Origin of the sequence: Shewanella sp. SM74, from assembly GCF_025653725.1 — a bacterium.
Classification (GTDB): Bacteria; Pseudomonadota; Gammaproteobacteria; order Enterobacterales; family Shewanellaceae; genus Shewanella; species Shewanella oncorhynchi.
The window spans coordinates 89,170-113,343 of sequence record NZ_JAKKRZ010000011.1 but is presented as its reverse complement, the minus strand read 5'-3'; the positions used below and the strand labels follow the sequence as shown (position 1 = coordinate 113,343).

The 24,174-nt window shown below is 46.2% G+C and carries 24 protein-coding genes; 17 read left to right on the top strand and 7 right to left on the bottom strand.

The window, feature by feature from the left end; genetic code table 11:
* The first annotated feature begins 51 nt into the window (after positions 1-51).
* From L5M49_RS13090 to L5M49_RS13050, 9 genes are all read left to right on the top strand, one after another.
* A complete protein-coding gene (locus L5M49_RS13090) occupies positions 52-492 on the top strand; it encodes a rhodanese-like domain-containing protein (protein ID WP_028761786.1) in 441 nt (146 codons plus the stop codon).
* Positions 493-577: 85 nt separating this feature from the next.
* Positions 578-1,360: an FKBP-type peptidyl-prolyl cis-trans isomerase gene (locus L5M49_RS13085; protein ID WP_263266226.1), complete on the top strand. Its 783-nt coding sequence runs from the start codon at positions 578-580 to the stop codon at positions 1,358-1,360.
* Between the two features lie 34 nt (positions 1,361-1,394).
* A complete protein-coding gene (locus L5M49_RS13080; protein WP_263266225.1) occupies positions 1,395-2,075 on the top strand; it encodes a tetratricopeptide repeat protein in 681 nt (226 codons plus the stop codon).
* An 89-nt stretch (positions 2,076-2,164) separates the two neighbouring features.
* Complete coding sequence (locus tag L5M49_RS13075) at positions 2,165-2,656, top strand: nitrous oxide reductase accessory protein NosL (protein ID WP_263266224.1); 492 nt, start codon at positions 2,165-2,167, stop codon at positions 2,654-2,656.
* A 7-nt stretch (positions 2,657-2,663) separates the two neighbouring features.
* Positions 2,664-3,956 carry a nitrous oxide reductase family maturation protein NosD gene (gene nosD, locus L5M49_RS13070; RefSeq protein WP_263266223.1) on the top strand — a complete coding sequence of 431 codons (1,293 nt, stop codon included), beginning with the start codon at positions 2,664-2,666 and terminating at the stop codon, positions 3,954-3,956.
* The gene (locus L5M49_RS13065; RefSeq protein ID WP_263266222.1) at positions 3,953-4,993 is read left to right on the top strand and encodes an ATP-binding cassette domain-containing protein; all 1,041 of its coding nucleotides are present in this window, start codon (positions 3,953-3,955) and stop codon (positions 4,991-4,993) included. Before nosD ends, L5M49_RS13065 begins: the two co-directional genes overlap by 4 nt.
* Positions 4,990-5,862, top strand: a complete 873-nt coding sequence (locus L5M49_RS13060; RefSeq protein WP_263163707.1) for an ABC transporter permease — start codon at positions 4,990-4,992, stop codon at positions 5,860-5,862. The genes L5M49_RS13065 and L5M49_RS13060 overlap by 4 nt, the downstream gene beginning before the upstream one ends.
* 221 nt (positions 5,863-6,083) lie before the next feature.
* The gene (locus tag L5M49_RS13055; RefSeq protein WP_263266221.1) at positions 6,084-7,367 is read left to right on the top strand and encodes a transcriptional regulator; all 1,284 of its coding nucleotides are present in this window, start codon (positions 6,084-6,086) and stop codon (positions 7,365-7,367) included.
* Positions 7,368-7,592: 225 nt separating this feature from the next.
* Positions 7,593-9,707, top strand: a complete 2,115-nt coding sequence (locus L5M49_RS13050) for a M13 family metallopeptidase (protein ID WP_263266220.1) — start codon at positions 7,593-7,595, stop codon at positions 9,705-9,707.
* 53 nt (positions 9,708-9,760) lie between these two features.
* On the opposite strand, the gene L5M49_RS13045 is transcribed toward L5M49_RS13050, so the two are convergent.
* Positions 9,761-12,154, bottom strand: a complete 2,394-nt coding sequence (locus L5M49_RS13045) for a fatty acid cis/trans isomerase (RefSeq protein WP_263266219.1) — start codon at positions 12,152-12,154, stop codon at positions 9,761-9,763.
* Between the two features lie 254 nt (positions 12,155-12,408).
* Here L5M49_RS13045 and L5M49_RS13040 point away from each other — a divergent pair, with 254 nt between their 5' ends.
* The 4 genes from L5M49_RS13040 to L5M49_RS13025 all read left to right on the top strand — a co-directional run bounded on the left by L5M49_RS13040 (position 12,409) and on the right by L5M49_RS13025 (position 15,416).
* Complete coding sequence (locus tag L5M49_RS13040; protein ID WP_263266218.1) at positions 12,409-13,038, top strand: flavin reductase family protein; 630 nt, start codon at positions 12,409-12,411, stop codon at positions 13,036-13,038.
* A gap of 575 nt (positions 13,039-13,613) precedes the next feature.
* Complete coding sequence (locus tag L5M49_RS13035; protein ID WP_212599606.1) at positions 13,614-14,507, top strand: pentapeptide repeat-containing protein; 894 nt, start codon at positions 13,614-13,616, stop codon at positions 14,505-14,507.
* On the top strand, positions 14,504-15,136 hold the full coding sequence (locus tag L5M49_RS13030; protein WP_263266217.1) for a nucleotidyltransferase domain-containing protein: 633 nt from the start codon (positions 14,504-14,506) through the stop codon (positions 15,134-15,136). The genes L5M49_RS13035 and L5M49_RS13030 overlap by 4 nt, the downstream gene beginning before the upstream one ends.
* Complete coding sequence (locus L5M49_RS13025; protein WP_212599608.1) at positions 15,129-15,416, top strand: hypothetical protein; 288 nt, start codon at positions 15,129-15,131, stop codon at positions 15,414-15,416. The genes L5M49_RS13030 and L5M49_RS13025 overlap by 8 nt, the downstream gene beginning before the upstream one ends.
* A 503-nt stretch (positions 15,417-15,919) precedes the next feature.
* On the opposite strand, the gene fre is transcribed toward L5M49_RS13025, so the two are convergent.
* On the bottom strand, positions 15,920-16,630 hold the full coding sequence (fre, locus tag L5M49_RS13020; protein ID WP_263171844.1) for an NAD(P)H-flavin reductase: 711 nt from the start codon (positions 16,628-16,630) through the stop codon (positions 15,920-15,922).
* Positions 16,631-16,744: 114 nt separating this feature from the next.
* Entirely contained in the window at positions 16,745-18,226 is a 1,482-nt protein-coding gene (gene ubiD, locus L5M49_RS13015; RefSeq protein WP_113939206.1) for a 4-hydroxy-3-polyprenylbenzoate decarboxylase, read from the bottom strand.
* Positions 18,227-18,385: 159 nt separating this feature from the next.
* Between ubiD and L5M49_RS13010 the strand changes: the two genes are divergently transcribed.
* Complete coding sequence (locus L5M49_RS13010; RefSeq protein WP_263266216.1) at positions 18,386-19,195, top strand: hypothetical protein; 810 nt, start codon at positions 18,386-18,388, stop codon at positions 19,193-19,195.
* Between the two features lie 381 nt (positions 19,196-19,576).
* Positions 19,577-20,800 (top strand): MFS transporter, encoded by a 1,224-nt coding sequence (locus L5M49_RS13005; RefSeq protein WP_105250336.1) that lies wholly within the window; start codon positions 19,577-19,579, stop codon positions 20,798-20,800.
* A 54-nt stretch (positions 20,801-20,854) separates the two neighbouring features.
* Here the strand turns inward: L5M49_RS13005 and L5M49_RS13000 are convergent, their stop codons facing one another.
* The 4 genes from L5M49_RS13000 to arfB form a co-directional block, all read right to left on the bottom strand.
* Positions 20,855-21,532 carry an SDR family NAD(P)-dependent oxidoreductase gene (locus L5M49_RS13000; RefSeq protein WP_263145418.1) on the bottom strand — a complete coding sequence of 226 codons (678 nt, stop codon included), beginning with the start codon at positions 21,530-21,532 and terminating at the stop codon, positions 20,855-20,857.
* 81 nt (positions 21,533-21,613) lie between these two features.
* On the bottom strand, positions 21,614-22,078 hold the full coding sequence (gene accB, locus L5M49_RS12995) for an acetyl-CoA carboxylase biotin carboxyl carrier protein (RefSeq protein ID WP_263266215.1): 465 nt from the start codon (positions 22,076-22,078) through the stop codon (positions 21,614-21,616).
* Positions 22,079-22,113: 35 nt separating this feature from the next.
* Entirely contained in the window at positions 22,114-22,554 is a 441-nt protein-coding gene (aroQ, locus tag L5M49_RS12990; protein WP_263266214.1) for a type II 3-dehydroquinate dehydratase, read from the bottom strand.
* Positions 22,555-22,841: 287 nt separating this feature from the next.
* The gene (gene arfB, locus L5M49_RS12985; RefSeq protein WP_011787977.1) at positions 22,842-23,273 is read right to left on the bottom strand and encodes an alternative ribosome rescue aminoacyl-tRNA hydrolase ArfB; all 432 of its coding nucleotides are present in this window, start codon (positions 23,271-23,273) and stop codon (positions 22,842-22,844) included.
* Positions 23,274-23,409: 136 nt separating this feature from the next.
* Here arfB and L5M49_RS12980 point away from each other — a divergent pair, with 136 nt between their 5' ends.
* Positions 23,410-23,775 carry an STAS/SEC14 domain-containing protein gene (locus L5M49_RS12980; protein WP_105250333.1) on the top strand — a complete coding sequence of 122 codons (366 nt, stop codon included), beginning with the start codon at positions 23,410-23,412 and terminating at the stop codon, positions 23,773-23,775.
* Positions 23,776-23,811: 36 nt separating this feature from the next.
* A complete protein-coding gene (locus L5M49_RS12975) occupies positions 23,812-24,021 on the top strand; it encodes a DUF3012 domain-containing protein (RefSeq protein WP_113939200.1) in 210 nt (69 codons plus the stop codon).
* Positions 24,022-24,174 lie beyond the last annotated feature (153 nt).

The window sequence follows — 24,174 nt, the reverse complement described above, 5'->3', positions numbered from 1 at the left end:
TCCTAGTTATCCCCGACACCTTTGGGTGTCGGGGAATATGAGAGCCTAATTATGCATAACATGCTTCGTCAAAGTGTAAGCCGAATATTGATGGTGTTGGCCTTAGGCGTGACTGCTATGCCAGTCATCGCTGGTGGTGGCTCAGAAATGTCTGAAGTGCCCTATAACGAAATCCAATTAAATCCCATTTCGATGATGGAAGCGGAAACCTTAGTCGGCAAGCAAGGCGTTTATTTTTTCGACGTAAATACACTGGAGATATGGGCAGAAGGTTTTATCCCCGGAGCGGTTTTTTTCAATGTTCAGAATTGGAGAGAGTTACTTCCAAAGAATAAAGATGCAGTCATGGTGTTTTACTGCGCTAACCGCCTTTGCACCAGCAGCAATATGGCGGCGAGAGAAACCATGAAGCTAGGTTACACAGGTGTGCGTCATATGGCCGATGGTATTTATGGCTGGCGTATGTCAGGTCGAGTAACAGAAAAACCTTAGTAACACACAGGACCGATGTTTTATCGGTTTGGTTTGCAGGGCCAAAAGGCGAAACCCACAGGGTTAACATTGTAGAGAACATAAAATGAAAACACGTATGCCAACTTCTTTTATCCCCAAAAGCATCACAGTGGCGACCTGCGCTGCATTATTTGTTTCGGTAGCCAGTTTTGCCGGCACAAGTCTGAAAACCGATGCAGATAAAACCTCTTACAGCATTGGCGCTTCTATTGGTAATTACATTTCTGGTCAAGTCTACAACCAAGTTGAATTGGGCTCAGAGGTGAATGTCGACTTAGTCGTGCAAGGTTTTGTGGATGCGCTTAAAGATAAACAGCAATTAACCGACGAAGAAGTGCTGACCTATCTGAACCAAAGAGCAGAACAACTCAATGCCGCAAGAACAGTCGTTGCTGAAAAACAAATGGCAGAAACTAAAAAGACAAGTGCGGCATATCTTGCTGAAAATCAAAAAAAGTCTGGCGTTAAAGTTACCGCCTCTGGTCTTCAATACGAAGTCTTAACCCAAGGTAAAGGTCATAAACCCAATCCAGAAGATGTGGTCACAGTGGAATATGTTGGCACTCTTATCGATGGGACTGAGTTTGAAAATACGGTTGGACGTAAAGAGCCCACTCGGTTTGCATTAATGTCGGTGATCCCCGCTTGGGAAGAGGGATTAAAGTTGATGCCTGTGGGGTCTAAATACCGTTTTGTGGTACCAGCAAGCCTTGCCTATGGCACTGAAGCCGTAGGTATTATTCCTCCTGAGTCAGCACTTATTTTTGAAATTGAACTGAAAAATATTGAGAAACCCAGCGAAATGAAAGAGATGAAAAATAAAAAGATGATGCCTGCACACGGTTAATCTGGCTCCTAAAACGAGTTGTTTGGAGAGTGAAATGGAGACTGGAATGGTGAGCTTAGGACTAGGCATTGGCATCAGTTTACTGTTGTTTGTTGCTTATATTTACTGGCAGCACATGCGTCTAAACCTAGTCATGGGAATCGCACAGTTGCCAAACATGTCGAGCAAAGTGCCCTTTGCGATGGGAATCGTCCTAGTGCTGCTTACCCTTGCTATCTACAGTCAAACAGGCCGTTTTAGGGATTGGGATCAAGGTCGGATTGATGAAAATATTGATTATTTAGTGGCGGCTGAGATCACCAAAGCCAGTCGTTGGGTTCAGAGTGAGCCGCAAAACACCTTGGCACTTATGTCATTAGCTCAGGCTTACAATGCGGGAGGTTTGTACTCAGATGCGGTGCTGACTTTAGATAAATTACTCGAAATAGGGGGAGATGATGCCGAAGTGTTAGGGGCAAAAGCTAACGCGCTTTATTACCGCGATCTTCGGCAAATGACACCCGAAACCCAAGAGGTGATTGCCAAAGCATTAGCACTCTCTCCCTTTGAGTCTCAAACCCATATGTTACTCGCGGCAGATGCTTACTTGCATGCTCGTAACCAAGAGGCCATTGACCATTGGCAGCTTTTGCTCAAACACAATGGGGACAGCATCAACCGTGAAGCAATCAATAATGCGATTGCAAAAGCACAAAGCAAAATGAATGAAAGATGAAACCCGTTTCTATCAACCCTCGCCGTAAAGATCTGTCCCTGCAAGGAATCTGGCGAGGCGTTGATATTTTTAATAAAAGGATAAATAGGATGAAGAAATACTATGCATTGTTGCTGTTAGTGCCCTTGCTATTTGGCTGTAATAAAAGCGAGGCCACAGACCATGTTCATAAAGCCGAGATGATCCACGAGCATGACCGTTGCCATTTATGCGGCATGGTGATCACTAAATATCCCGGACCTAAAGGGCAAGTGCACCTCAAGGCTGAGAAAACGGTACCTAAGTTTTGTTCTAGCCGCGATATGTTTAACTTTGCATTACAGCCTGAAAATAAAAGACAAATTGATTACATGATGGTGCATGATGCGGGCACGACTGATTGGGATCAGCCAGACGATGGTGCCTTTATCAATGCCGCTAGCGCATTTTATGTTTACGGCACCAGTAAAAAAGCCGTGATGGGGCCAGCTGTGGCACCTTTTAGTACCAAAGCTGCCGCCGAAGCCTTTGCTAAGGAATACGGTGGCCGAGTGCTGAGATTTGATGACATCACCCTAGAACTGCTCGCGGGTGATAAATAAGGTTGTGATGATAAAGCTGCGTTTAGTCCTTATCTGGCTGCTGTGCTTTGCCTCTTTCGGTACTTGGGCAGCACTCCTTCGGGTAACAGATACAGATTCACTCACCCTTGCCCTTAACAAAGCCCAAGCAGGTGACACCTTAGTGCTAGCCACTGGGGTGTATGAAGGTTCCTTTAAGGTGACGCAATCCATTTCGCTAAAGGGGGAAATGGGCGCGACATTAGATGCACTGCGCCAAGGCAGTGCGTTGGTCATTGAGGCGCCTCAGGTGAGTATTGAGGGGCTCAATATCCGCCACTGGGGACGGGATCTGTATTACCGTGATGCCGCCATTTTACTCAAAAAAGGGGCGGATAATGTGCTGATTAAGGGAAACCGCTTGGTGGGTGATGGTTTTGGTATTTATGGCGAACAGCTAAACTCGCCCACCATCACGAACAATAGTATTAGTGGTAACGGCGCCATTCATGTGCTTGATCGGGGTGATGGCATTTATCTTAAGCATGTTAATTCGCCACAAATTGACCGAAATCAGCTCATTTTTGTCCGTGATGGTGTGTATTTAGAGTCCGTTACCCACAGCCGCATTTATGAAAATCAATTCACTAAGCTGCAATATGGTATTCACTACATGTATACCCAAGCCGACGAAGCGTGGCAAAACCAAGCGATTGCCGTCGATGGCGGTTATGCCCTAATGAATTCAACCCATATTTACCTGCACCACAACCGTGTGACTCAGGCGCGGGACTTTGGCATTTTACTCAACATTACTGAGGCATCCTATGTGCAAGCCAATGTTGCGAGTCAAATCCATAACCCTAATGGCACTGTGGAGCTTGGCAATGAAGGGAAAGGTATTTTTATTTACGCCGCTCAACATAACCGTATTCAAGATAACGAGTTTAACCACAGCGATACCGGGATCAGTATGGCCATGGGCGGAGAGGAAAATCGCCTTTGGCATAATCGTATTATGGCCAATCAAACCCAAGTCAAATATGTCGGAGAAAGCCAACTTGAATGGAGTTATCAGGGGCAGGGGAATTACTGGTCGGAATATCAAGGCTGGGATCTGAATGGCGATGGATTAGGGGATATTGTCCATAGGCCGAATGACAGTTTAGATAAACTGTTTTGGCTTTATCCTGAAGCCAAACTGTTGATGGAAAGCCCCGTTGTGTTGTTACTGCGCTGGGTGGAACGCCAATTTAAACCCCAAGTGACGAGCGGTATAAGTGATAGTTTTCCCCTAATGCAAAGGGGCGCGCACGTACTGATTGATGGAGGTTCGCGATGAATCATCAAACTATGACCTGCTCAGCGAATAAGCCTGTAACGAGTGCAGATGTGGTTGTTAAAGCGACAAATATCAGTAAATGCTATGGCAAGTTTAAGGCACTGGATGATGTGAGTTTTGAGGTGCTAGCGGGTCAAGTGATCGCACTCCTTGGGCATAATGGTGCGGGTAAATCTACGTTACTCAAGCTTATTTTGGGATTACTGACACCCACAAGTGGTCTGCTCCAAGTTCAAGGTCATAGTGTCGGAACTATGAATGCCAGACAGAGTTTGTCTTTAGGCTATTTACCTGAAAATGTGAGTTTTTATGACAATATGACCGCCAATGAGCTGCTGCGATATTTCGCTAAGCTTAAGGGCGTTGCCTTGCCTAAAGTGCATGAATTACTTGCTGAATTTGGTTTAGAGGCCGCTAAAGATAAGCGTTTGAGTACTTTTTCTAAGGGGATGCGGCAACGTCTTGGGCTCGCGCAGGCGATATTGGCTGAGCCTAAGGTACTGTTACTCGATGAACCGACAGTTGGCTTAGATCCCTTGGCATCGGCTTTCCTGTATCAAAAAATCGCTCAGCTCAGGGCGCAGGGCTGCGCCATTATTATCAGTACCCATGAGTTGGGATTAGTACAAGATCAGATGGATCGCGCTTTGATCTTAGGTCGAGGGCGAATGTTGGCTTCGGGAAGCTTAACCTCCCTGAGGGCGGCGACTCAGTTGCCAAATCATATCTTGTTGCATTTTCTATCTAATACTCAAAGGCAAGCATTGCTAGCGGATCCCATTTTAGCGGCATGTGTTAAGGCAAACGCGGGGCAGGGACTCACGCTCGCTGTGTCACAGGAGCAAAAGTCAGCCGTGTTAAATCACTTATTACAAAAAGTGCCCGTGGGGGATTTTTCTATTGAACCTCCTAGTTTGCAGAGTGTGTTTCATCATTACATGGAAAGTCTTTGCCCCCTTCAGTCGTCAAAAATGCCCACAAAGACTATTAACATAACAGATATAAATCAGGCGATTAATTTGGAATCAGTCCTATGAACCGTTCCGAGGTTTTGCACCATCGTTTAAGTGCCCTGAGCATAGTGAGCACCATAGCCGCCAAAGAGTTTAAGGATAATTTACGTAATCGTTGGTTATGGATGATGGCGGGAATCTTGTTGCTGCTATCTCTGTGTGTGAGTTTTATGGGCAGCGCTGTGTCCGGCAACTTAGTGGTATTTGAGCCTGCCCAGATCCTTTCTGGGTTAGTCACTTTATCGGTATTTATGCTCCCTTTAGGTGCGATTTTATTGAGTTATGATAGCTTTGTTGGTGAAAAAGAATCTGGCACTCTGCTGTTACTGCTGACCTACCCATTAGCACGTTGGCATCTGGTGTGCGGCAAGTTTTTAGGCCATGCCTGCGTGATGACCATTGCCTGCATTTTGGGCTTTGGTTTAACAGGATTAATACTGATATCACTGGGCGATACTCAGGCCCAGTTATCCATAGCGATCGGGTTTAGCCATTTGATTATGAGCAGTATTTTGCTGTCATTAGTGTTCGTGCTCTTGGGTTATTGGATTAGTTTGTGTGTGCGAGAAAAAGCTAAGGCACTGGGGATATTACTCATTTTATGGTTTGTGCTTGTGCTGGTTTATGATCTGATTTTACTCAGTGCTGTGGTTGGAATGAGTGAGATGTTTAATCGTACTGTATTCAATCTACTGATTTTGTTGAACCCCACTGATCTGTTCCGTGCTTTAAATTTACTCGCGACTCCCTCGGATACACTCGCGGCTAAAAGTAGTCTCACTCTGCTTGCTCAAACTGGGCTTGGCTTACCCTTAATGTATGGTTTGCTGGGTGGCTGGATTGGTGCATTACTTTTGTGTTGTTCTTGGATCTTTAAATACCAAGAAATCTAGTTTAGCGACCTCTGTATTAGTCTAACTTTGTACTTATTAAACAATGACTAAACTGAGTATAGAGTCACACTCTTATATGTTGTTAAAAGGTAAAATTAACCATCTTGACTTGGTGATTGCATATCATCGTTTTCTTGGAAAGAAACAATGTCACATGATGATTGCATGTTGTTAGTGTAATCAAACTTTATCAGTATTGGCTGATCTTTCAGGCGTTTAACATGCATAAAATCACATCTTATTTAATGTTAGATGAACAGGCTAAGGAATTAGTCGATCATGTGAATGGGACAACCATCAGCCTGACTTTTTCCGAAACGGCCTTATTAGTTCTGCTGTTATCATCCACGAATGCCATTTTTACTAAGGAAGAATTGCTGCATGTCGGCTGGCCTGAAAGGGTGGTTGCTCCTACCTCTTTAACGCAATGCATCAGTACCTTACGTAAAAAGCTCGAACCCTATACCGAAGTGCAGCTTAAAACCGTGGCACGCCGCGGTTATCAATTGCATATCTCTGAACAATCCCATGTAAAGATGCTGGCGATCAATGATGCGAATGCAATTCGTGATGCCTTAGTGGGGGTGTCGGTTTGGACTAAAGTTGCTGGTATTGCCCTCTTGTGCGCTATCTTGGCAATCGTTTGGTATGTGAGCGACCACCATGCGGTGGTTAAACAGGTGGCTAAATGGCATGCCGATAAATATATCAGCCTCAATATTGGTGGCACGCTGGGGACGGCGCGAACCTTCTATATTGGTGATGAAGATCGTTTACATCCTTCATGGTGGCAAAAACATTTAGCGCCAGAGGGAAATCACATCAATAACCTTAATTACTTCAGTGCATTTACCTCAACTGATGGCAAAAATTATTCGATGGCGATTTGCCCTGAGCTGGACGCCGATGCCTGCAGTGGTCACGGCATCATCAATATCACGGCGATAGATGCAAAACCCGCAGGATTAAATATGGCGGAGTTTATTCCGCTGAGCCAAATAATGGAGCAGCGCATTCGCTATAACCGTATTGTCCTCCCTGCGGATGATAAAGGAATGGGGGAGTTACTTGAACATAATTACCATGCGGATATTTATTTTCCCGTCGCGGGCGAACTCTTAGTTCGTAACGATCTCAGTATGTCTCTGGTCTATGAAGGGCAAAATAAGGGTAAGTTTTATTCGACCTCCTGTATTACAGATCAAGATTGTTTAACGACGCCGATTAAATACACTATCCGCGGTGAGTTTGAGCAGTACCAGACCACAATTGATGACCTTAAAGTCGATGTTTTTCACGTTAAAGTGTTACAAAAAGAACTGACAAAACCGGATGAAGTCAGCCATTCTGCTATGCAGTTCTACCGTGAAATTCGTAAGCATGATATCCGTGATGAAGATTTATTTTATTATCGTGTTTATCAAAATGAGCACACGGCAGTATGGATCATTCCTCAGATGGGACAAGTACTTGCGTGGACTCAGTACACTCAGATCAAATTATAAAGTAGTCGTTAGCCAAACTTGATTAAGCCGACATAGCGTCGGCTTTTTTGTGCCTGCAGTTGAGCGCGGTCGTGATGATGCTAAGCTGCGTGTTTGAGCGTCTGGTTCAAATTGTTTGCATTAACTTTCTATCATAAAAAGTGGCTTTGTTTTACTTCTTCATTCAGTGCCAGTTACACTGCCAAACTTAGATAAATACAATAATAAAAAAGAGAGGAGTCATTCATGTCGGACCGTCTTATTCCCGTGCTATTACTGTCAACTTCAGTACTGGCTGGGCTCACTGCTTGCAGTGATAACACCACAGAAAACACCGTAAAAACCAGCGAAAACGCGCCAAAAAGTCAAGACGTTGCGGTTCAAATGCCGATTGGCATTAATGTCGCGGCTATGACGCCAACGGTAAAACCAGGGGATGATTTTTATTCCTACGCCAATGGCGAATGGATGAAAACGACGATGATCCCAGCCGATCGCTCCAGCACTGGCGCTTTCCTCGTTGCCTTTGAAGCAACCGAAAAGCATAAAACCAGTTTGATTGCCGAACTGGTAAAAGCGCAGCATACGGCGGGGAGCGACGAAGCGCGTATCGCCGATTTCTACAAGGCTTACACAGATACTGCCGCCATTGATGCCGCAGGAATGAAGCCTGCCGAGGCGGATATCGCCCGTTATGAGGCCATTGCGAGCAAGCAAGATTTATCCGCAGCATTAGGTGAAAACCTGCGCGCTGATGTTGACCCTCTCAACGCGACTGACTTTTATACCGAAAACCTATTTGGGATCTTCGTAACCCAAGGTTTAGCAACGCCGGGCGAAGTCTTACCTTACTTTTTACAGGGTGGTTTAGGCTTACCTGAGCGTGAATATTACCTGTCTGCCGATCCTAAAATTGTCGACATTCGCACCGCTTACCGCGCTTACATTGAAACCTTGCTCAAAGATGCGGGTGTGAGCGATGCCGCTGTCCGTGCCGAGCGTATTTTTACCCTTGAAAACAAGATTGCCGCAGCCCACGCCAGCCGTGAAGCAAGCGAAGATTTTACTCAGTCTTCGGGTGTATGGAGCCGTGCTGACTTTGATGACAAAGCACCGGGCATCGATTGGACTGCCTTTCTAGCGGCGGCGCAACTGGGTAATCAGCCTAAATTTGCGGCCTACCATGCGACGGCGATTACGGGACTTTCTGCGCTTGTGGCCTCTGAGCCTTTAGAAGCATGGAAAGATTGGCTCGTGTTCCACCATATCAACAGCCATGCTGATGTGTTGCCATCGGCAATCGACAACGCTTCGTTTGCCTTTAATGGCACTAAGCTTTCTGGCACGCCAGAGCAGCGCAGTCGCGATAAACGTGCCTTAGCGGCACTCGACCAATATTTAGGTGATGCCGTAGGCCATGCCTATGCCGAGCAATATTTCCCCGCTTCGGCCAAAGCAGAAGTCAGCGCTATGGTGGATAACATAGTGGCCGCCTTCGGTCAGCGAGTGGAAAAACTCGATTGGATGGACCCTTCAACCAAGAAAGAAGCCCTAGCAAAAGTGGCCACTATGGCGGTGGGCGTGGGTTATCCCGACAAATGGCGCAATTACGACAGCTATGCAGTGACTGCGACCAATGCCTACGCCAATGCCATCAATGGTGAAAAAGTAGAGTACAGCCATCAGCTAGCCAAGATTGGCAAACCAATGGATAAAGGCGAATGGTGGATGACGCCGCAAGTGGTGAATGCGGTGAACTTGCCGGTGCAGAATGCGCTTAACTTCCCAGCGGGTATTTTGCAACCGCCATTCTTCGATGCTAAGGCCGATGCCGCTTACAACTATGGCGCGATTGGCGCTGTGATTGGCCATGAAATCAGCCATAGTTTTGATAACAATGGTGCGGCCTTTGACTCGACTGGTGCTATGCGTAACTGGTGGACGCCCGCTGACTTTGCTCAATTTGATAAGCAAGGCGATGCGTTAGCGCAGCAGTTTGATGCTTATGCGCCTTTCCCTGATTTACACGTGAATGGCAAGTTGACCTTAGGTGAAAACATTGCCGACGTAGCAGGTTTAGCCGCCGCTTATGATGCTTACCATGCCTCGCTTAAAGGCAAAGATGCCCCAGTGATTGGAGGCTTTACGGGTGATCAACGCTTCTTTATCGGCTTTGCGCAAACCTGGGCCACTAAGATGCGTGACGAAGCCCTGCGTGCTCGGGTGGCAACCGATGGACATGCCCCCGGCATGTATCGCGCGCTGACCGTGCGTAACTTAGATGCTTGGTATACTGCATTCGATGTTAAGCCTGGCGACAAGCTGTATTTAGCCCCTGAAGATCGCGTTAAGATCTGGTAAGTTTACTGGGTTGATTTGAAAGGAAGGGGGAACACTAGCGTTCCCCTTTTTTATTAACGATTTTGCAGTCGGTTGTAATCCAGCCACCCACTTTCTATCGGGTGATTGTCGAAAAAGATCTGATTGAGTTTGTCACTAAAGGCCCAAAACTTCGGATCGGTACGGCGTACACCCACCATATCTAACAGTGCCTCATAGTCTTTTTCAGTTTGCATTTTCTCTACTGTCGCCAAGACGTTAGGCAAGTCTTGTTCTTTCACTCGCCAAAATGCCTCAGGATAACTGCCCAATAAGCCATGCACTAAAGTGACGTCATCTTTAGCGGGTTCGCGGTTACTCGCCTCATTAAACAGGCTCGAAATATTCCGATGGGCGCTATTGCGAACTAAGGTAAATATCTCAGCTTTACCCGCTTTTTCAGGTTCGACCATGATCATGGTTAGTTCAGGTAACAGGGTCGCTTGTGTGCCTTTTAATCGATCTAATGTGTGTAAAAGCGCTTTGCTATGTGCTTGCAAGCTACTGTTTTCTATGTGATATCGATTGGGTTGAACCATAGCAACCTTCTGTCCGAGTTTTTGATACAGCTCGCCCTTTAGATCGTCGCTAAAGTAGAGTACGCCCGTGGGCTGATGAAAGGTGTTGATATCCCCTGCGATAAAGGCCGTGAGCTGAGTACCAGCCCCTTGATACCAATCACTCAACTGTTTGCGCCTTTCCTCCTGTGGCAACAGGGTCAGGAAGTTCGATTCCCCCTCCATGCGTAAAAAATCCATGTATAAGCGAGTTAATAGCTGGTGGCCGTAGTTACCATAAACATCGAAACCCGCGACCAATAAATAGTGGATACGCTCCAGTAAGGCATAATCGATAATCCAAGCCGTTTTGGGGGGCTCGCCGACTAAGCCTTTGACCACAGTGGCATTGTCGAAGTGGCGCAGCACTGTCAGGCTGGCATTATCATTGGTGTCGTCGCCATCCCAGAGTCCGTCGATAGTGAGGTGTTGGCCGTTTTTAAACTTCTCGTTTAAGAACTGATTACGCGCCCGCATATATTTGCCTTGCTTGGCGGCATATTTCACCCAAGTTACTGCAAGTGCAGTGCTTTCTTCCTCCGCTGGCATACGTAGGTTTTCAAGTTGGGAATGGTAAAAGGCGCTAAAGTCAGTGTCGTCCATATAATCTGGGGTAACAAAGTACACCCAGAATCTATCGTTAATGACATTGAGCGCCACCTGACCACGGCACACTGGGCCTTTGATAAAGCCCATAATGGTATCTTGGGCGCGGGTCAGCATAAATCGATAGCGCGCACTGGCAGGAATTTGAATAAAGGCTTCAAAGGGATTGGCCGCAACGCTTGGCTTGTAGCTCGGCAGTTGAGTGACTGAGTAATCCGCATCGATAAACCATTGTTGCCAGTTATTTAGCAAGCCGGTATTTAAAACGTAGGGGATGTGGGTTTTATCGACTATGGTTGCCCGATAAGGCCGAAAGCGGTAATAGACTCGCTCCACCTTAGGATCGTCGAAGGGACGACGGGAGGCGATAATATCCAGCGCTTGCCCCGGCGGCGTCCGAGAACGCACTAACTCGAAGAATAAAGGCTGGGCGTTTGGTTGATTCAAAGACTCAAAATATAAATGGAAGGCAAACAAATGCTCGTAGATGTAGCGTGCACTTAATTGGCTTTTTAAACTGTCGCCGTTTAAAAACTTCTCCCAGTGGGTTATTTCTGCAATAAATTCAGGTGTAAGCGCCTGTGCAAATGGCAGTGGTGCACCTTGCTCAAGCCAGTGCATCAACACTTGATGCTCATTAGCATTCAGTGCTGGCAAGCCATAAGGCATACCTGCAAGGGGCTGGCTTTGCTCGTATTTGTCCATTTCCTCTAGGCTGGCGCACTGCTGAACTCTGTCTAGGCTGAAATCAAAACGCTTATCTAAAATCTTGTCTTCGGGCAGGGGATGCATTTGCTTAAGCGTGAGCATTCTGGCTAATACCGAGGCTTGGGTATTGGCTTCTGGGGTTTGATCGCGCTCGTTTAGCATGGGGTAAAACCCGCGTTGACGCCAAGCTGCTGGGGTAAAGGCATCGACAAATAAGCGATTAGGTGTGGCAGCGACTAAGCGTGTGCCTTGGTAGACCTTTTCCTTACTTGCCCCACGCTCTATACCTTCGCTTGAGGTCATTTTTAACTGACAGGGGGCATCGTAACAGGCATGACATACCACGCAGCGGCTATTGAGAATAGGCTCAACTTGTGTGTGCACAAACTCGGCTTGTTGAATAAATTGGCCGTTCAGCTGTGCATTTTCGACGCGTTTTTGCGGTGAGCTAGTGCCAAACAGAGCATTGAAATCGATTTGCGCTACGCTGGCACAACCTGTCGCTAATAGCACTGCGACCAACAACAACCTCTTCCATCCCCCTTTTATCGCGTCCATTCACCGCTCCTTCATTTGCCACATGCTATTTAGCAGAGTTAGGCTTTTTAGCCCACTGATAAGTATCACTTTAGCAGAAGAGTGTGTTGGATTTGAAATTTGCAGCCAGATGTTGTTCAAGGAGCTGACTTAAGTTGCCCTACAGACTTTGGTCGCTGCTCGAAACTTGGGTAAGATAGCGGCTATAAAAGCGTGCCTGTGATGGCTGTATTAATTGCACCAGTATTGTTGTGGCAATAACAAAAGGATGAAGTATGACTGCTGATAACCGCTATTTTTACGAACCGAGCAAAGGCCATGGCCTTGCACACGATCCTTTAAATGCGATTGTGGGGCCTCGACCGATCGGCTGGATTTCATCGCGGAATACCGAGGGGCAACGCAATCTTGCACCTTACAGCTTTTTTAATTGTTTCAACTACAAACCGCCCATCATCGGCTTTGCCAGCACAGGCTGGAAAGACAGTGTTGCTAATATCGTCGAGACAGGGGAGTTTGTGTGGAACCTCACCACCCGCGGCTTAGCCGAGCAGATGAATCAAACCTCCGCCATGCTGCCACGCGGTCAAGATGAGTTTAGCTTTGCCGGACTCACGGCTAAAGCTGGCACCATTGTTAAGGCCGATTTAGTGGCTGAAAGCCCAGTAAACTTCGAATGCAAATTGTCCCAATGTATTCAACTCACCGCCGCCAATGGCGACAAGATTGATACTTGGTTAGTGTTAGGTGAAGTGCTGGCCGTGCATATTGCCAAGCATTTACTCAATGCCGAGGGGATTTATCAAACTGCTCTTGCCGAGCCCGTATTACGTGCCGGCGGCCCATCGGCCTATTATGGGATCTGTGAAGATCTGCGTTTCGATCTACATAGACCACAAGTGTAAGGGGCTGCTCAGGTGCCGCAGGGCTGTGGGTTTTCAAACTTCGTTTGAGTTTTTAATTCATGAGTTTGTTATCTCATGGCAGAGCAATCTAAAGCTTAAGCTTCTTTTTAAAATCAAAGTCGTGGGGCTTCACCCCACACCCGACCAAGGAGGACTGCTCGTCCTATCCTCCTTGGATTCTCCAAGACGCCCCTAGCGAAGTTACATGCATTAGTTACCTGTCTCATACTCCAATAAAAATCGCCTAACGGCTCAGATGGCACATCCATGTGCCCCCGAGCCTGCGCCATCATCCATGATGTCTCCACGGCATTTTTATCTACGTATTTCGACAACTTCGCAGGGGAAGGGGAACTCCTGAGGTTTCGGTGCAAACTGTTAATCTCAAAAGAGTTCTGCCTGTCCTTTAATTTTTCATTTTGCGAAAATCATTGATTTAAATCGACCTAGGGAGTTTGTATTCTGTAACGTGCATGGTGAATGTATGAAAAAAATCTGCCCTAGCTTTCACACAAATATTATTTATAATAAATACCCTTGTGTTAGCCTTATCCAATTTGGTTTAAGTGAATATTATGTCTAATACTAAAAAGCCAGTGCCTACACCTAACATTGATTTGGCCATAAAATCGACTACAACTCTTGATTTAGAGGGGTTTGAACTCGGTAATAGGATTGTTGTTTCGGATCACTACATAAGTGTCAGTCTAAAAAATAATCCGAATCAGTATGCATTTAAGATTTATATAAGACTAAATGCAAAAAAGATGCGCTTTGAAAATATATCTTTCCAGCACTGTATTTTTGAATCTTGTTATTTTAACAACTGCGTATTTGATTCATGTGATTTTACCGGATGTAAATTTATAGGATCAAACCTTCATCAATCAGCATTTTCTGGTTGTAAATTTGAATATGCAACTTTTGAACGCTGCCAACTTGACGATGATATTCTAGTTGGCGAAGCACCAAAAGAAGAAAATCTAAAGATGAGGTTTGCCCGTTCACTACGTATGAATTTCCAACAGATTGGTGATGCTAAAGCTGTAAATAAAGCTATCTCATTAGAACTTGATGCAACTGAAAAATATCTAAAAAAGTCATGGTCTTCGAGTGAAAACTATTATAAAAATAAATATGTAGGTTGGAAAAAAATTGTACAGTTTATAAAATGGTTAGAGTTCAAAGCATTAGATATGATATGGGGAAATGGCGAAAATATTTTCAAACTGTTACGAACAATTATCATTGTTCATCTAATCATTGCTATTTACGATACTTCAGCATTTGGTGACCAATGGAACTTACGAGACTATCTAAACAGTCTCATTGCTTCGCCAGGTGTATTTTTTGGTATTGGTTCCCCACATCAATACCCTATTTGGTTTTCATCATCAGTTGCAGCAATGCGTTTAATTGGCTTTGCTTTTCTTACTGCAATTCTTGTTAAACGCTTTGGACGTAGATGATGAATAAAATGCACATCTACGCATTTGGTTCTGTTTGCAGAGGAGAAATAGATCGCGGTTCCGATGTAGATCTATTAGCGTGCTGCGCATCAACAACAAATGAAATAGATAAAGATAAGTATTCAATATACCAATACGAAAGATTAAGAGAACTATGGTTTGAAGGTAATCCTTTTGCTTGGCACCTATTTCTTGAATCTAAACTTTTATTTACACCTGACGGTTCTGATTTCATAAAAAACCTTGGCTCTCCAGCTAAATACAAAACGATTGAAGCTGATAGCAATAAGTTTAGATTGCTTTTTGAACGATCTTATAACGCATTATTAAACTCATCAAATAGCCAAACCTTCCATTTATCATGCATTTATTTGGCAATAAGAAACTACGCGACTTGCTATTCTCTAGCAGCAGAAAAACCTATATTCTCTAGATATTCAGCGCTAAAAGTATTACCAAGCTTACATTTGGAGAGCGGAGTTTTTAACATCTTAGTGCGTGCTCGTTTGTTATCTACAAGAGGTTTTGGAGATAATATTAAGAAGAATGAAATTGAACTTGTGATTAATTCTATTTCTCAAGTTCCTGCTTGGATGGATTCATTACGGAGAAGCATAATAAATGAGTGAGTTTAACAACAGAATTGATGCACAACGAGAAATTCTTAGTATTATCAATAACTCTAAGTGGAAGGAAGAACTTAATGGATTATCTAGAGGTGCTATTGAGCGATGGCTTTTAATAAACAATGTTAGTCATACTAGTGAAATAGCTACAATTATTCATGAAGCAGCTGAAAAACTTTTTTTCCTTGCAAATAAAAGCCAAGAACAAGTTTCCAGCGAATATCTTGATAAATCAAAAGAAATTGCAAAACTTACAAATAAACTAAGATGCCTTTCTTTATAAAACAGAGCAAACTTGTGCTTTATGTAAAAATAACAAAAAAACCGGACATATATGGTCACCTCGGGTTTAGCAAGGCAATGTCCTACTTTGTTCCCGAATTAAACTCCGAAGTGCGATTTTTGCCAATTAAGCCGCTAGCAGGTGAAACATGATCACTGGCAAATTTAGTAAGCCACCATTGTTAAATTTTCAGCAATCATGGCAGTAAAAAAAGACTTTCAGGTTTCTGAGGGGTTTAGGGAGATTAAGCACTGGCATGTAAGTGACCGTTGGCGGCATGGATGTCGCCGTCGAGCCTATAGGGATATATTTACGGCGAGTCACTGGAATGACAGTGCTTAATAACTACATTATTCGCTGACTTGAAAATTTCTAGATCTTTAGAACACACCAATAAGTGAGATACGGCGTGACGTATAAAACAAAACCCCAGTAAAAACTGGGGTTTATTATTTAAGCCTTAGCTGGCAAAGGTTAGCCAGCTAAGCTAACCAATTATCGCGTTATTTGATAAACGCGAACGCATCACCGTAGAGATGTGCTTCTTCTACACCAATCTCACGGAAAATTTCCCGTGCAGCACCCACCATGTCGAAACGGCCGGCGATGTAGATGTCGTAGCCATTTAAGCTGACAAAATCTTGTTTGATTTGCGCTAACAGATTAGCGGTTTTGCCTTGCCAATTAGCGGGAGCTTCTTCGATGACTGGGACGAAGTGCAACCAAGGGTGAGCGTCGTGCCACTCGCGGGCGATGGTTTCAAAATACATGGCATCTTGGGTGCGACAACCCCAATACAGCATAGTTTCAACTTGTTGGCCGAGGGCGATTTGGTGCTCGATGATACTTTTAATGTAAGAGAAACCTGTGCCGCCGGCGATTAACAGGCGAGGGCGTTGGCTTTCGTGACGCAGGTGGGCTTCGCCGCCTGGGGCTTCGATGTCGATAGTGCTGCCATCAAGGGCGCAGGCTTTCAGGCGCTCGACCACTTGCATTGGGTAGCTTTCACTTACAGCGGCGCCAATGTGTAATTCAATCAGCTCGGCGTTTGGCGCTGATGCGATAGAGAAGGGGCGTTTATCTTTTTCACCCATGACAACACATAAGTATTGCCCCGCTTGGAAATCGAAGGCGGTTTCAGGCCTTAACAATACTTGATATACGGCATCGTTAAATGGGTTAACTTTCTCTATCTTACAACGTATGGTTTTCATCAAACTTCCTTTGCACCTTTCTTCAACAGTATGTGTCTAGGTGTCGCTTTAGAGGCCTGTTATTGGCCTATTCTCTTGGCTTAAGCCGATACTTGAGTAATGGCTTAAGCTGAATTATAGGGTTGGGCTGTCGTCTATGCCTAACTCATCCCAGATTGAGTCGATCTTTTGTTTTACTTTTGGATCCATCACGATTGGCGTGCCCCATTCGCGGTTGGTTTCACCTTCCCACTTATTGGTGGCATCGAGTCCCATTTTTGAGCCTAAGCCAGCAACGGGTGAAGCAAAATCGAGGTAGTCGATCGGGGTGTTTTCGATCATCACAGTATCGCGTTTAGGATCCATACGGGTGGTGATCGCCCAGATCACATCCTGCCAGTCACGGCAGTTCACATCTTCATCCACTATGACAATAAACTTAGTGTACATAAATTGACGCAGGAAAGACCACGCGCCCATCATCACTCGTTTGGCATGTCCCGGATATTGTTTGCGAATAGAGATCACTGCCATGCGGTACGAACAACCCTCAGGCGGCAGATAAAAATCAACGATCTCAGGATATTGCTTACGTAAAATCGGCACAAACACTTCGTTTAATGCAACCCCCAGCATGGCGGGCTCATCCGGTGGACGGCCAGTGTAAGTGCTGTGGTAGATGGCATCTTTACGCTGAGTGATGTGGGTAACGGTAAATACTGGAAACTTATCGGTTTCGTTGTAGTAACCCGTGTGATCGCCGTAGGGCCCTTCTTCCGCCAGTTCCTCAGGATCGATATAACCTTCGAGGATGATTTCACTGGTGGCGGGCACTTCTAAATCGCAGCTTAATGCCTTACAGACTTCGGTACGTTCACCGCGCAGTAAACCGGCAAAAGCGTATTCGCTCATGGAATCGGGGACTGGGGTGACGGCGCCTAAAATGGTCACAGGATCGGCGCCGAGTGCGACCACAACCGGATAACGCTCACCGGGGAATTGTTGTTTAAAATCAGCAAAATCTAACGCGCCGCCACGGTGGGACAACCAGCGCATAATCAGCTTGTTTTTACCCAGTAATTGTTGGCGATAAATGCCTAAATTCTGACGACTCTTACGCGGGCCTTTGGTGATGGTTAAGCCCCAGGTCACCAGTGGCGCGACATCGCCAGGCCAGCAATGCTGAATAGGCAATTTAGTTAAATCGACCTCATCGCCGGTTTTGATGATTTGTTGGCAAGGCGGATTACGCACTGTCTTTGGCGGCATATTCAAGGCTTGCTTGAACATAGGGATCTTAGCTATCGCGTCTTTAAAACCCCGAGGTGGCTCGGGTTCTTTTAAAAAGGCTAACAGTTCGCCCACTTCGCGCAGGGCTAATGGGTCGTCTTTGCCGAGTGCCATGGCCACACGTTTTGGCGTACCGAACAGGTTTACCAACACGGGCATGTGATGATTTTTGGGATTTTCAAATAATAGCGCAGGGCCTTGAGCGCGTAATACGCGATCGGCGATCTCTGTCATTTCTAAATGAGGATCAACTGGGTAGCTAATGCGTTTGAGTTCGCCATTGGCTTCTAAGTGATCAATAAAGCTGCGTAAATCCTTAAAACTCATGTGGAAATAGCCTCTGCGGTGAAAATCCGTGTGGCGCGCACTATAGCATTTTTCTGTTTTAGGGTTAACCAATTCAGTGATCTTCAAGCTTAGGAAGCGTAAAATGGCTACCAGTAAGTCGCGATAGATCTCGCTTACGCCCTTTATTTCGAGGTTTATATGAATATTCCTGTATGGTTTGCTCAAGAAAAGTGTGTTCAAAGTCAATCACATGGCGCGCATAAGCGGTCGCTAAAGTGCTTGGTTTTATCGCTTGCCGTGGGGATCTCACTTTTGGGGGCGCTCAGTGTGCCGACTGTGGCGGTGGCCGGAAATAGAGGCTATTCGGATCAAAACGAACGCCACGGTCATCGTGATAGCCACAGTCGTGGCGACAGTCATTACAACAATCGTTATGACAATTATTACGACAACCGCCATGTGCGCAAAGATAATCGCCATTATCGTCCCTATTATCGACCTTATTACCCTTGGGGTTTAGGACTGGGTTTAGGGCTCGCTACGGGGTGGGGATCGGGTTGGAATGTCGGTTATGGTGTGAACACCCATTGGAACAATGATTGGGGTTGGAATACATCGCGTGACGCCTACGCTCGAAATTACTGGAACTCGCCCTATTCGGGCATAGGTTTGTCGATTCCTATGGCCTACGACGATGAACCTGTGGCCATTTCTGCACCTGTACGGGTAACAACCAGTATGCAGTATTCTGCGAGTGAAGGCCGTATGGTGTCGAGTATGCCTGTAAATATGGCCGGACAAACGACTGGGCAACTGGTGTCGCAAACTAGTAACGTCACTGGCAAAACAGCTGCGACTCCGCGCCCACGCGCACCGCACAGTGTGTCTAGCTTGCCGAGCAATGCTAGGGTTGTACAGCAGGATGGTCGTACACTTTACGAGTGGCAAGGCACGCTTTACGCTTACGACTGGAACAGTCAAACCTATCAAGAACAGTTAGTCAGATAGATTTACATTAGGTAAATGACTGAGAAATTGGAGCCCCTTAGTGGGCTCCAATTTATTTATCATCTTTTATTAGTGAGTTATACCAATCACATTAAATATCTAATCAGTTCAGAGCCTCACAGGCATCTCAATCCAAGGCGCATTGACGCAGAAATGGTATTCCCTTTTAAGTCAATGCAACACGGGAGTGGGATGCCTGTGTGGCTCCCGAAGGGCGGGTTTCAACGCGCTTTATACTGCGTTTAAGGCTTTCGACAGAGCACCACTATGCCTTCAAGCCTTCGCCTTGTCTAAAGCGCGTTGAACTCCCGCTGAATGAACAGATATTTGATTCGATTGGTATTAGCTAGTTGTCGTTTTATAGCATAGCGGAGAAGAGGTTTGAATACTGTTAGAAATCAGGCTGCCCAAAATCAGCATAAGGGCGCCAGTACATTATGGGTGTTACTTGCCTTAGCACTCGGAACATTCGCTTTAGGCACCACAGAATTTGCTTCCATGACCTTAGTGCCTTATATCGCGAGCGATTTAGGGGTAGAGGTTGCACATGTGAGTTATGCCATTAGTGCCTATGCGCTGGGGGTTGTGGTCGGTTCGCCGATTATCATGGTGCTGGCCGTTAGGGTCAGACGGCGAACACTCTTGATTGCTTTAGCCGGGTTAATGGCGGTGGCCAATGGCTTAAGTGCGTTAGCGCCATCATTGAATTGGTTAATCTTTTTTCGTTTTCTCAGCGGCTTGCCCCACGGCGCTTATTTCGGCGTGGCTATGTTGCTCGCTGCCTCTTTAGTGCCGCCAGAAATGAAGGCCCGCGCCGTATCGCGGGTGATTATTGGCCTTACGCTGGCGACGATTATCGGTGTGCCGTTTGCGACTTGGATGGGGCAAACTGTGGGCTGGCGCTCGGGCATTGGCATAGTGGCGATTCTGGCGACCATTACCGCGATAATGGTGTATTTTTTAGCACCTAATCAAGCCGTGCCCGCTGATGCGAGTCCCAAAAAAGAGCTACAAACCCTGAAGAATCGTGAAGTCTGGTTGACGCTTGGCATCGCGGCCATTGGCTTTGGCGGTATCTTCTGTGTGTATACCTATCTGGCTGAAACCTTAATCCAAGTGACGCAAGTCGAGCCGTTTAAGATCCCGATCATGATGGCGGTATTTGGTATTGGCGCAACATTGGGCACCTTAGTTTGCGGCTGGGCGGCGGATAAGTCGGCCTTAGCGGCGGCGTTTTGGTCGTTAGTGTTAAGCACTGTGGTGTTGGCGATTTACCCGAGTTTGACCGGACATTACTGGGCGCTGATGCCCGTGGTATTTTTTGTTGGTTGTGGGTTAGGGCTTGCCACTATTGTGCAAGCCAGATTGATGGATGTGGCGCCCGATGGGCAAGCCATGACAGGCGCTTTAGTGCAATGCGCCTTTAATCTTGCCAATGCAATTGGCCCTTGGGTGGGCAGTTTAGTGATACTGTCAGGACAAGGCATTGCCGCGACAGGTTATGCGGCGTCTTTGTTGTCATTAGGGGGACTGCTGATGTGGTGGCTGACCCACAGAGAAAGCCGTCGCGTCGTTACCCTAAACACAGCAAACTGCGCCGACTAGCGAGTGCTAAGGAAGAGACGCAGTGGTCATATTCTGCGTCTCGAATCCGCACATTTAGCCCCTTTGTATGGTGATATCGGCGATATAACCATGCTCCGTGGCAACTAAGGCTTGTTTGAGCATGCCAGCCGCTTCATCGGCGGACATAAAGCTTGAGGTATCTAAAGCCTTACCGCTACTGGGCCAAAAGCCAGTGTCCATGCCACCGGGATACACGGCAATCAACTTCATTGGGCTTTGTTTAAGCTCTAATCGCACCGATTCGATAAATCCCCGTACCGCCCATTTTGCCGCGCAGTAAGTGGATTCTCCCGCCTTGGCGGCCAGTGCTGCGGTGGACATGACCACAACCACAGTGACCGCTTGATCTTTATAGCGTTTAACTAATTCCCGCACTAACAAAATCGTCGAGGTGACATTGTTATTGAGCAGGCTTTGGATATCGCTCGCCCCTTGGGTTTCAATTGCACCAAAGTAGCCGCTGCCCGCGCAATGGATCACGGTTTTAGGAGCTTGCGTTAGGCCATCGAACAGGGCTTCGAGACTCGATTCACTGGCGAGATCGGCGGTGATAGCAGCGATCGTTTTGTTGGAGAAGGGCGTTAATGCATTGGCGACGGTTTGCAGGCGCTCGGCATGGCGGCCTGTGAGTGTCAGTGCTTCATTCTCTTTGGCGTAGAGCGATGCGAGCGCCGCGCCTAAACCACTGCTGGCGCCGGTAATTAATATCATAGTGACCTCGGTTAATGCTGTCTTGGCTTGAAAACCGCATCTTAAATTTAAGTGCGCTTCAATTCATGGGAAGGCGAGCGGTTAGATTAAGGTAAATAGTGGCTGATCGAATGCCACTTCATCGCCGTCTTTGGCCCAAATAGCGCTGACCACGCCATCGCGCTCGGCTTGGATGGGATTCATCATTCTCATCGCTTCGATAATGCAGATCACTTCACCTTGGCTCACTCGTTGACCGACTTTAACCAGCGGCACCTCATCGAGTTCTGCCGCCGCGTAAAAAGTGCCGACCATAGGTGAGACTTGTACAAAACCTTCTGTACTTGGCGTAATGCCTGTTTGCGAATGGCTTGTTTGCTTTGCCTGTTCACTCAAAGGCGCGACTCGTGCTATGGCTGGCGTTTGCGATGACTGCATATTGGCTGGCATAGGGCTGTAGCGGGTGATGCGAATTGATTCTTCACCTTCTGTGATCGCCAGTTCTGCTATGTCAGATTCTTGTACTAACTCAATGAGTTTTTTAATTTTACGAAGATCCATTGCCATTTATCTGCCCTTGCAAAGCACGCTATTGAATGGGATTACTGTGGCTGGTTGAGCCGCTTAATGGCCGCTGCCAGCGCAAACTCATAACCCTGTGAACCGAAACCGCAAATCACACCTATCGCCTTATCGGAAAAATAGGAATGGTGGCGAAAGGCTTCACGGGCGTGCACATTGGATAAATGTACTTCAAAAAAAGGAATTGCCACGCCAAGCAGGGCATCACGCAGGGCGACGCTGGTATGGGTAAATGCGGCGGGATTGATAATAATCATCTGGGCATCAGTCGCATGAATCGCATTGATTAGCTCAAATTCGGCGTTGGACTGAATATGTTCGAGCTCAACTCCCGCCTGTTGTGCTTGCTGGTTTAACTCCGCCACTATGTCGGCTAAGGTTTGATGACCGTAAACGCTGGGCTCGCGGCGGCCTAAGAGGTTGAGATTGGGGCCATTGACGAGCAAAATTTTGTGACTCATTGCGCTTTCCTTTACGACATGCCTTGGGATTAATGCTGGGATTAAAGTTGGAAAAATTTATTTCAGTTTTTTACATAGGCCACTAACTTAACCTGTTCAAATCGATTTTGCATTATCCGTTAGTCGATTGTGTGCGAGCTGATCATGTGCGAGCCGATTATACCTTTGGCATCTTGTGCCATTGTTGGCTGGGTTCAACTGCGGTTATTTCTCTGGTACTGAGTTAGCAATTGCCTAAGTTGGCTGTCAGTTGAGTTAATTGTCACCTAAGTTAACTGTCACCTAAGTTAATAGTCACTCTTCTGCTGACGCATGGCCTTAGTGGCACCTTTTTGTTTCTTGGTCTCTAATCGCCGCGTTTGGCTGCCTTTAGTGGCGCGGGTGGGGATGCGTTTTTTCTGTACTTCACCGACACTGGCAACCAAGGCGATAAATTGCTCCAAGGCGGTTTGGCGGTTAGCATCTTGGCTTCGGCTCGCTTGGCATTTGATAATGATTTTGCCGCTTTTAGTGATGCGGTGATCGGCCTTGTTGAGCAAACGTTCTTGGTAAAACTCGGGTAATGATGAGCTTTTAATATCAAAAATCAGCTGCGCAGCGGTGGACACTTTATTTAAGTGCTGGCCGCCTGCACCACTCGAACGGATAAATTGCCACTCGATTTCATTTTCCTGAAGTTCCACACGGTTTGAGATTTTTATCATGGCAAACTTAGGCATTTTTCAGCATGGATTGAGAAGCCATCAATAATGACTTATGGCTTTCCAATAGATTTGTTATCATCGGGCGCATTCTTTGCCGCTGCATTGGCTAAAGCCATTGCCTGCAAAAGTGTTCTCGATTCGGAGTGCCTCTATGTTATGCCAAATCCCCGATATTGCTAAGGGTGTTATCAGTCTTTTTGCCAGTGGCCGACTATCCTCCACCGATTATCGGACCCGTTTACAGCCTGCGATTAAGAGTTATCGTAAGGATTGGGGCCAAGTTTGCCTGTATATTGAGGCGGATGTGTTACTCGAAGGCTGGGAATTTGAGTCGCTGACTGGTAGTGGTGAAGTCCAGTTACCGAATTTTGAAGCCTTAGTGTTTGTGGGCGGCCCTGATTGGGTAGGAAATGCGGTGCGCTTACTCGGGCCTTTTATGCAGGGCGAAGTGGCTTGGTTTCCACTCGAACAGAAAGCCAAAGCGATTGCTTGGATCACTAAGCGTTCGAATATTTAATGGTCTAATTTAGGCCATATTTACAAGGAATTAAGTATGTCATTATTGAAATCGCGCTCTTTTTCTTCACTGACAGTTTCTAAGGTCAGTGCGATTGCGTTAGTGTTGGCATTTACCGCTGGACTGAGTGCCTGCGCGCCAGAAGTGGGCAGTGATGCTTGGTGTAAACAGATGAAAAATAAACCGTCTGGCGATTGGACTGCTAACGAAGCCGCTGATTATGCTAAGCACTGTGTATTTAAATAAGTGCTGTGTATTTAAATAAGTGCAGTGTATTTAAATAAGCACTGAGTGTTTAAGTCAGCGTTAGCCTTTAGAGATCACAGCTTGAACGACTTTGCTTGCGAGCTGTGAACTTATGTTTATCATACGGGTCAGATGTTCCGTTATCCGTTATCC

Coding starts and splice junctions, on each gene's coding strand:
- L5M49_RS13090 (WP_028761786.1), top strand. CDS start 52: ATGCATAACATGCTTCGTCAAAGTGTAAGCCGAATATTGATGGTGTTG.
- L5M49_RS13085 (WP_263266226.1), top strand. CDS start 578: ATGAAAACACGTATGCCAACTTCTTTTATCCCCAAAAGCATCACAGTG.
- L5M49_RS13080 (WP_263266225.1), top strand. CDS start 1,395: ATGGAGACTGGAATGGTGAGCTTAGGACTAGGCATTGGCATCAGTTTA.
- L5M49_RS13075 (WP_263266224.1), top strand. CDS start 2,165: ATGAAGAAATACTATGCATTGTTGCTGTTAGTGCCCTTGCTATTTGGC.
- nosD (WP_263266223.1), top strand. CDS start 2,664: ATGATAAAGCTGCGTTTAGTCCTTATCTGGCTGCTGTGCTTTGCCTCT.
- L5M49_RS13065 (WP_263266222.1), top strand. CDS start 3,953: ATGAATCATCAAACTATGACCTGCTCAGCGAATAAGCCTGTAACGAGT.
- L5M49_RS13060 (WP_263163707.1), top strand. CDS start 4,990: ATGAACCGTTCCGAGGTTTTGCACCATCGTTTAAGTGCCCTGAGCATA.
- L5M49_RS13055 (WP_263266221.1), top strand. CDS start 6,084: ATGCATAAAATCACATCTTATTTAATGTTAGATGAACAGGCTAAGGAA.
- L5M49_RS13050 (WP_263266220.1), top strand. CDS start 7,593: ATGTCGGACCGTCTTATTCCCGTGCTATTACTGTCAACTTCAGTACTG.
- L5M49_RS13045 (WP_263266219.1), bottom strand. CDS start 12,154: ATGGACGCGATAAAAGGGGGATGGAAGAGGTTGTTGTTGGTCGCAGTG.
- L5M49_RS13040 (WP_263266218.1), top strand. CDS start 12,409: ATGACTGCTGATAACCGCTATTTTTACGAACCGAGCAAAGGCCATGGC.
- L5M49_RS13035 (WP_212599606.1), top strand. CDS start 13,614: ATGTCTAATACTAAAAAGCCAGTGCCTACACCTAACATTGATTTGGCC.
- L5M49_RS13030 (WP_263266217.1), top strand. CDS start 14,504: ATGATGAATAAAATGCACATCTACGCATTTGGTTCTGTTTGCAGAGGA.
- L5M49_RS13025 (WP_212599608.1), top strand. CDS start 15,129: ATGAGTGAGTTTAACAACAGAATTGATGCACAACGAGAAATTCTTAGT.
- fre (WP_263171844.1), bottom strand. CDS start 16,630: ATGAAAACCATACGTTGTAAGATAGAGAAAGTTAACCCATTTAACGAT.
- ubiD (WP_113939206.1), bottom strand. CDS start 18,226: ATGAGTTTTAAGGATTTACGCAGCTTTATTGATCACTTAGAAGCCAAT.
- L5M49_RS13010 (WP_263266216.1), top strand. CDS start 18,386: ATGAATATTCCTGTATGGTTTGCTCAAGAAAAGTGTGTTCAAAGTCAA.
- L5M49_RS13000 (WP_263145418.1), bottom strand. CDS start 21,532: ATGATATTAATTACCGGCGCCAGCAGTGGTTTAGGCGCGGCGCTCGCA.
- accB (WP_263266215.1), bottom strand. CDS start 22,078: ATGGCAATGGATCTTCGTAAAATTAAAAAACTCATTGAGTTAGTACAA.
- aroQ (WP_263266214.1), bottom strand. CDS start 22,554: ATGAGTCACAAAATTTTGCTCGTCAATGGCCCCAATCTCAACCTCTTA.
- arfB (WP_011787977.1), bottom strand. CDS start 23,273: ATGCCTAAGTTTGCCATGATAAAAATCTCAAACCGTGTGGAACTTCAG.
- L5M49_RS12980 (WP_105250333.1), top strand. CDS start 23,410: ATGTTATGCCAAATCCCCGATATTGCTAAGGGTGTTATCAGTCTTTTT.
- L5M49_RS12975 (WP_113939200.1), top strand. CDS start 23,812: ATGTCATTATTGAAATCGCGCTCTTTTTCTTCACTGACAGTTTCTAAG.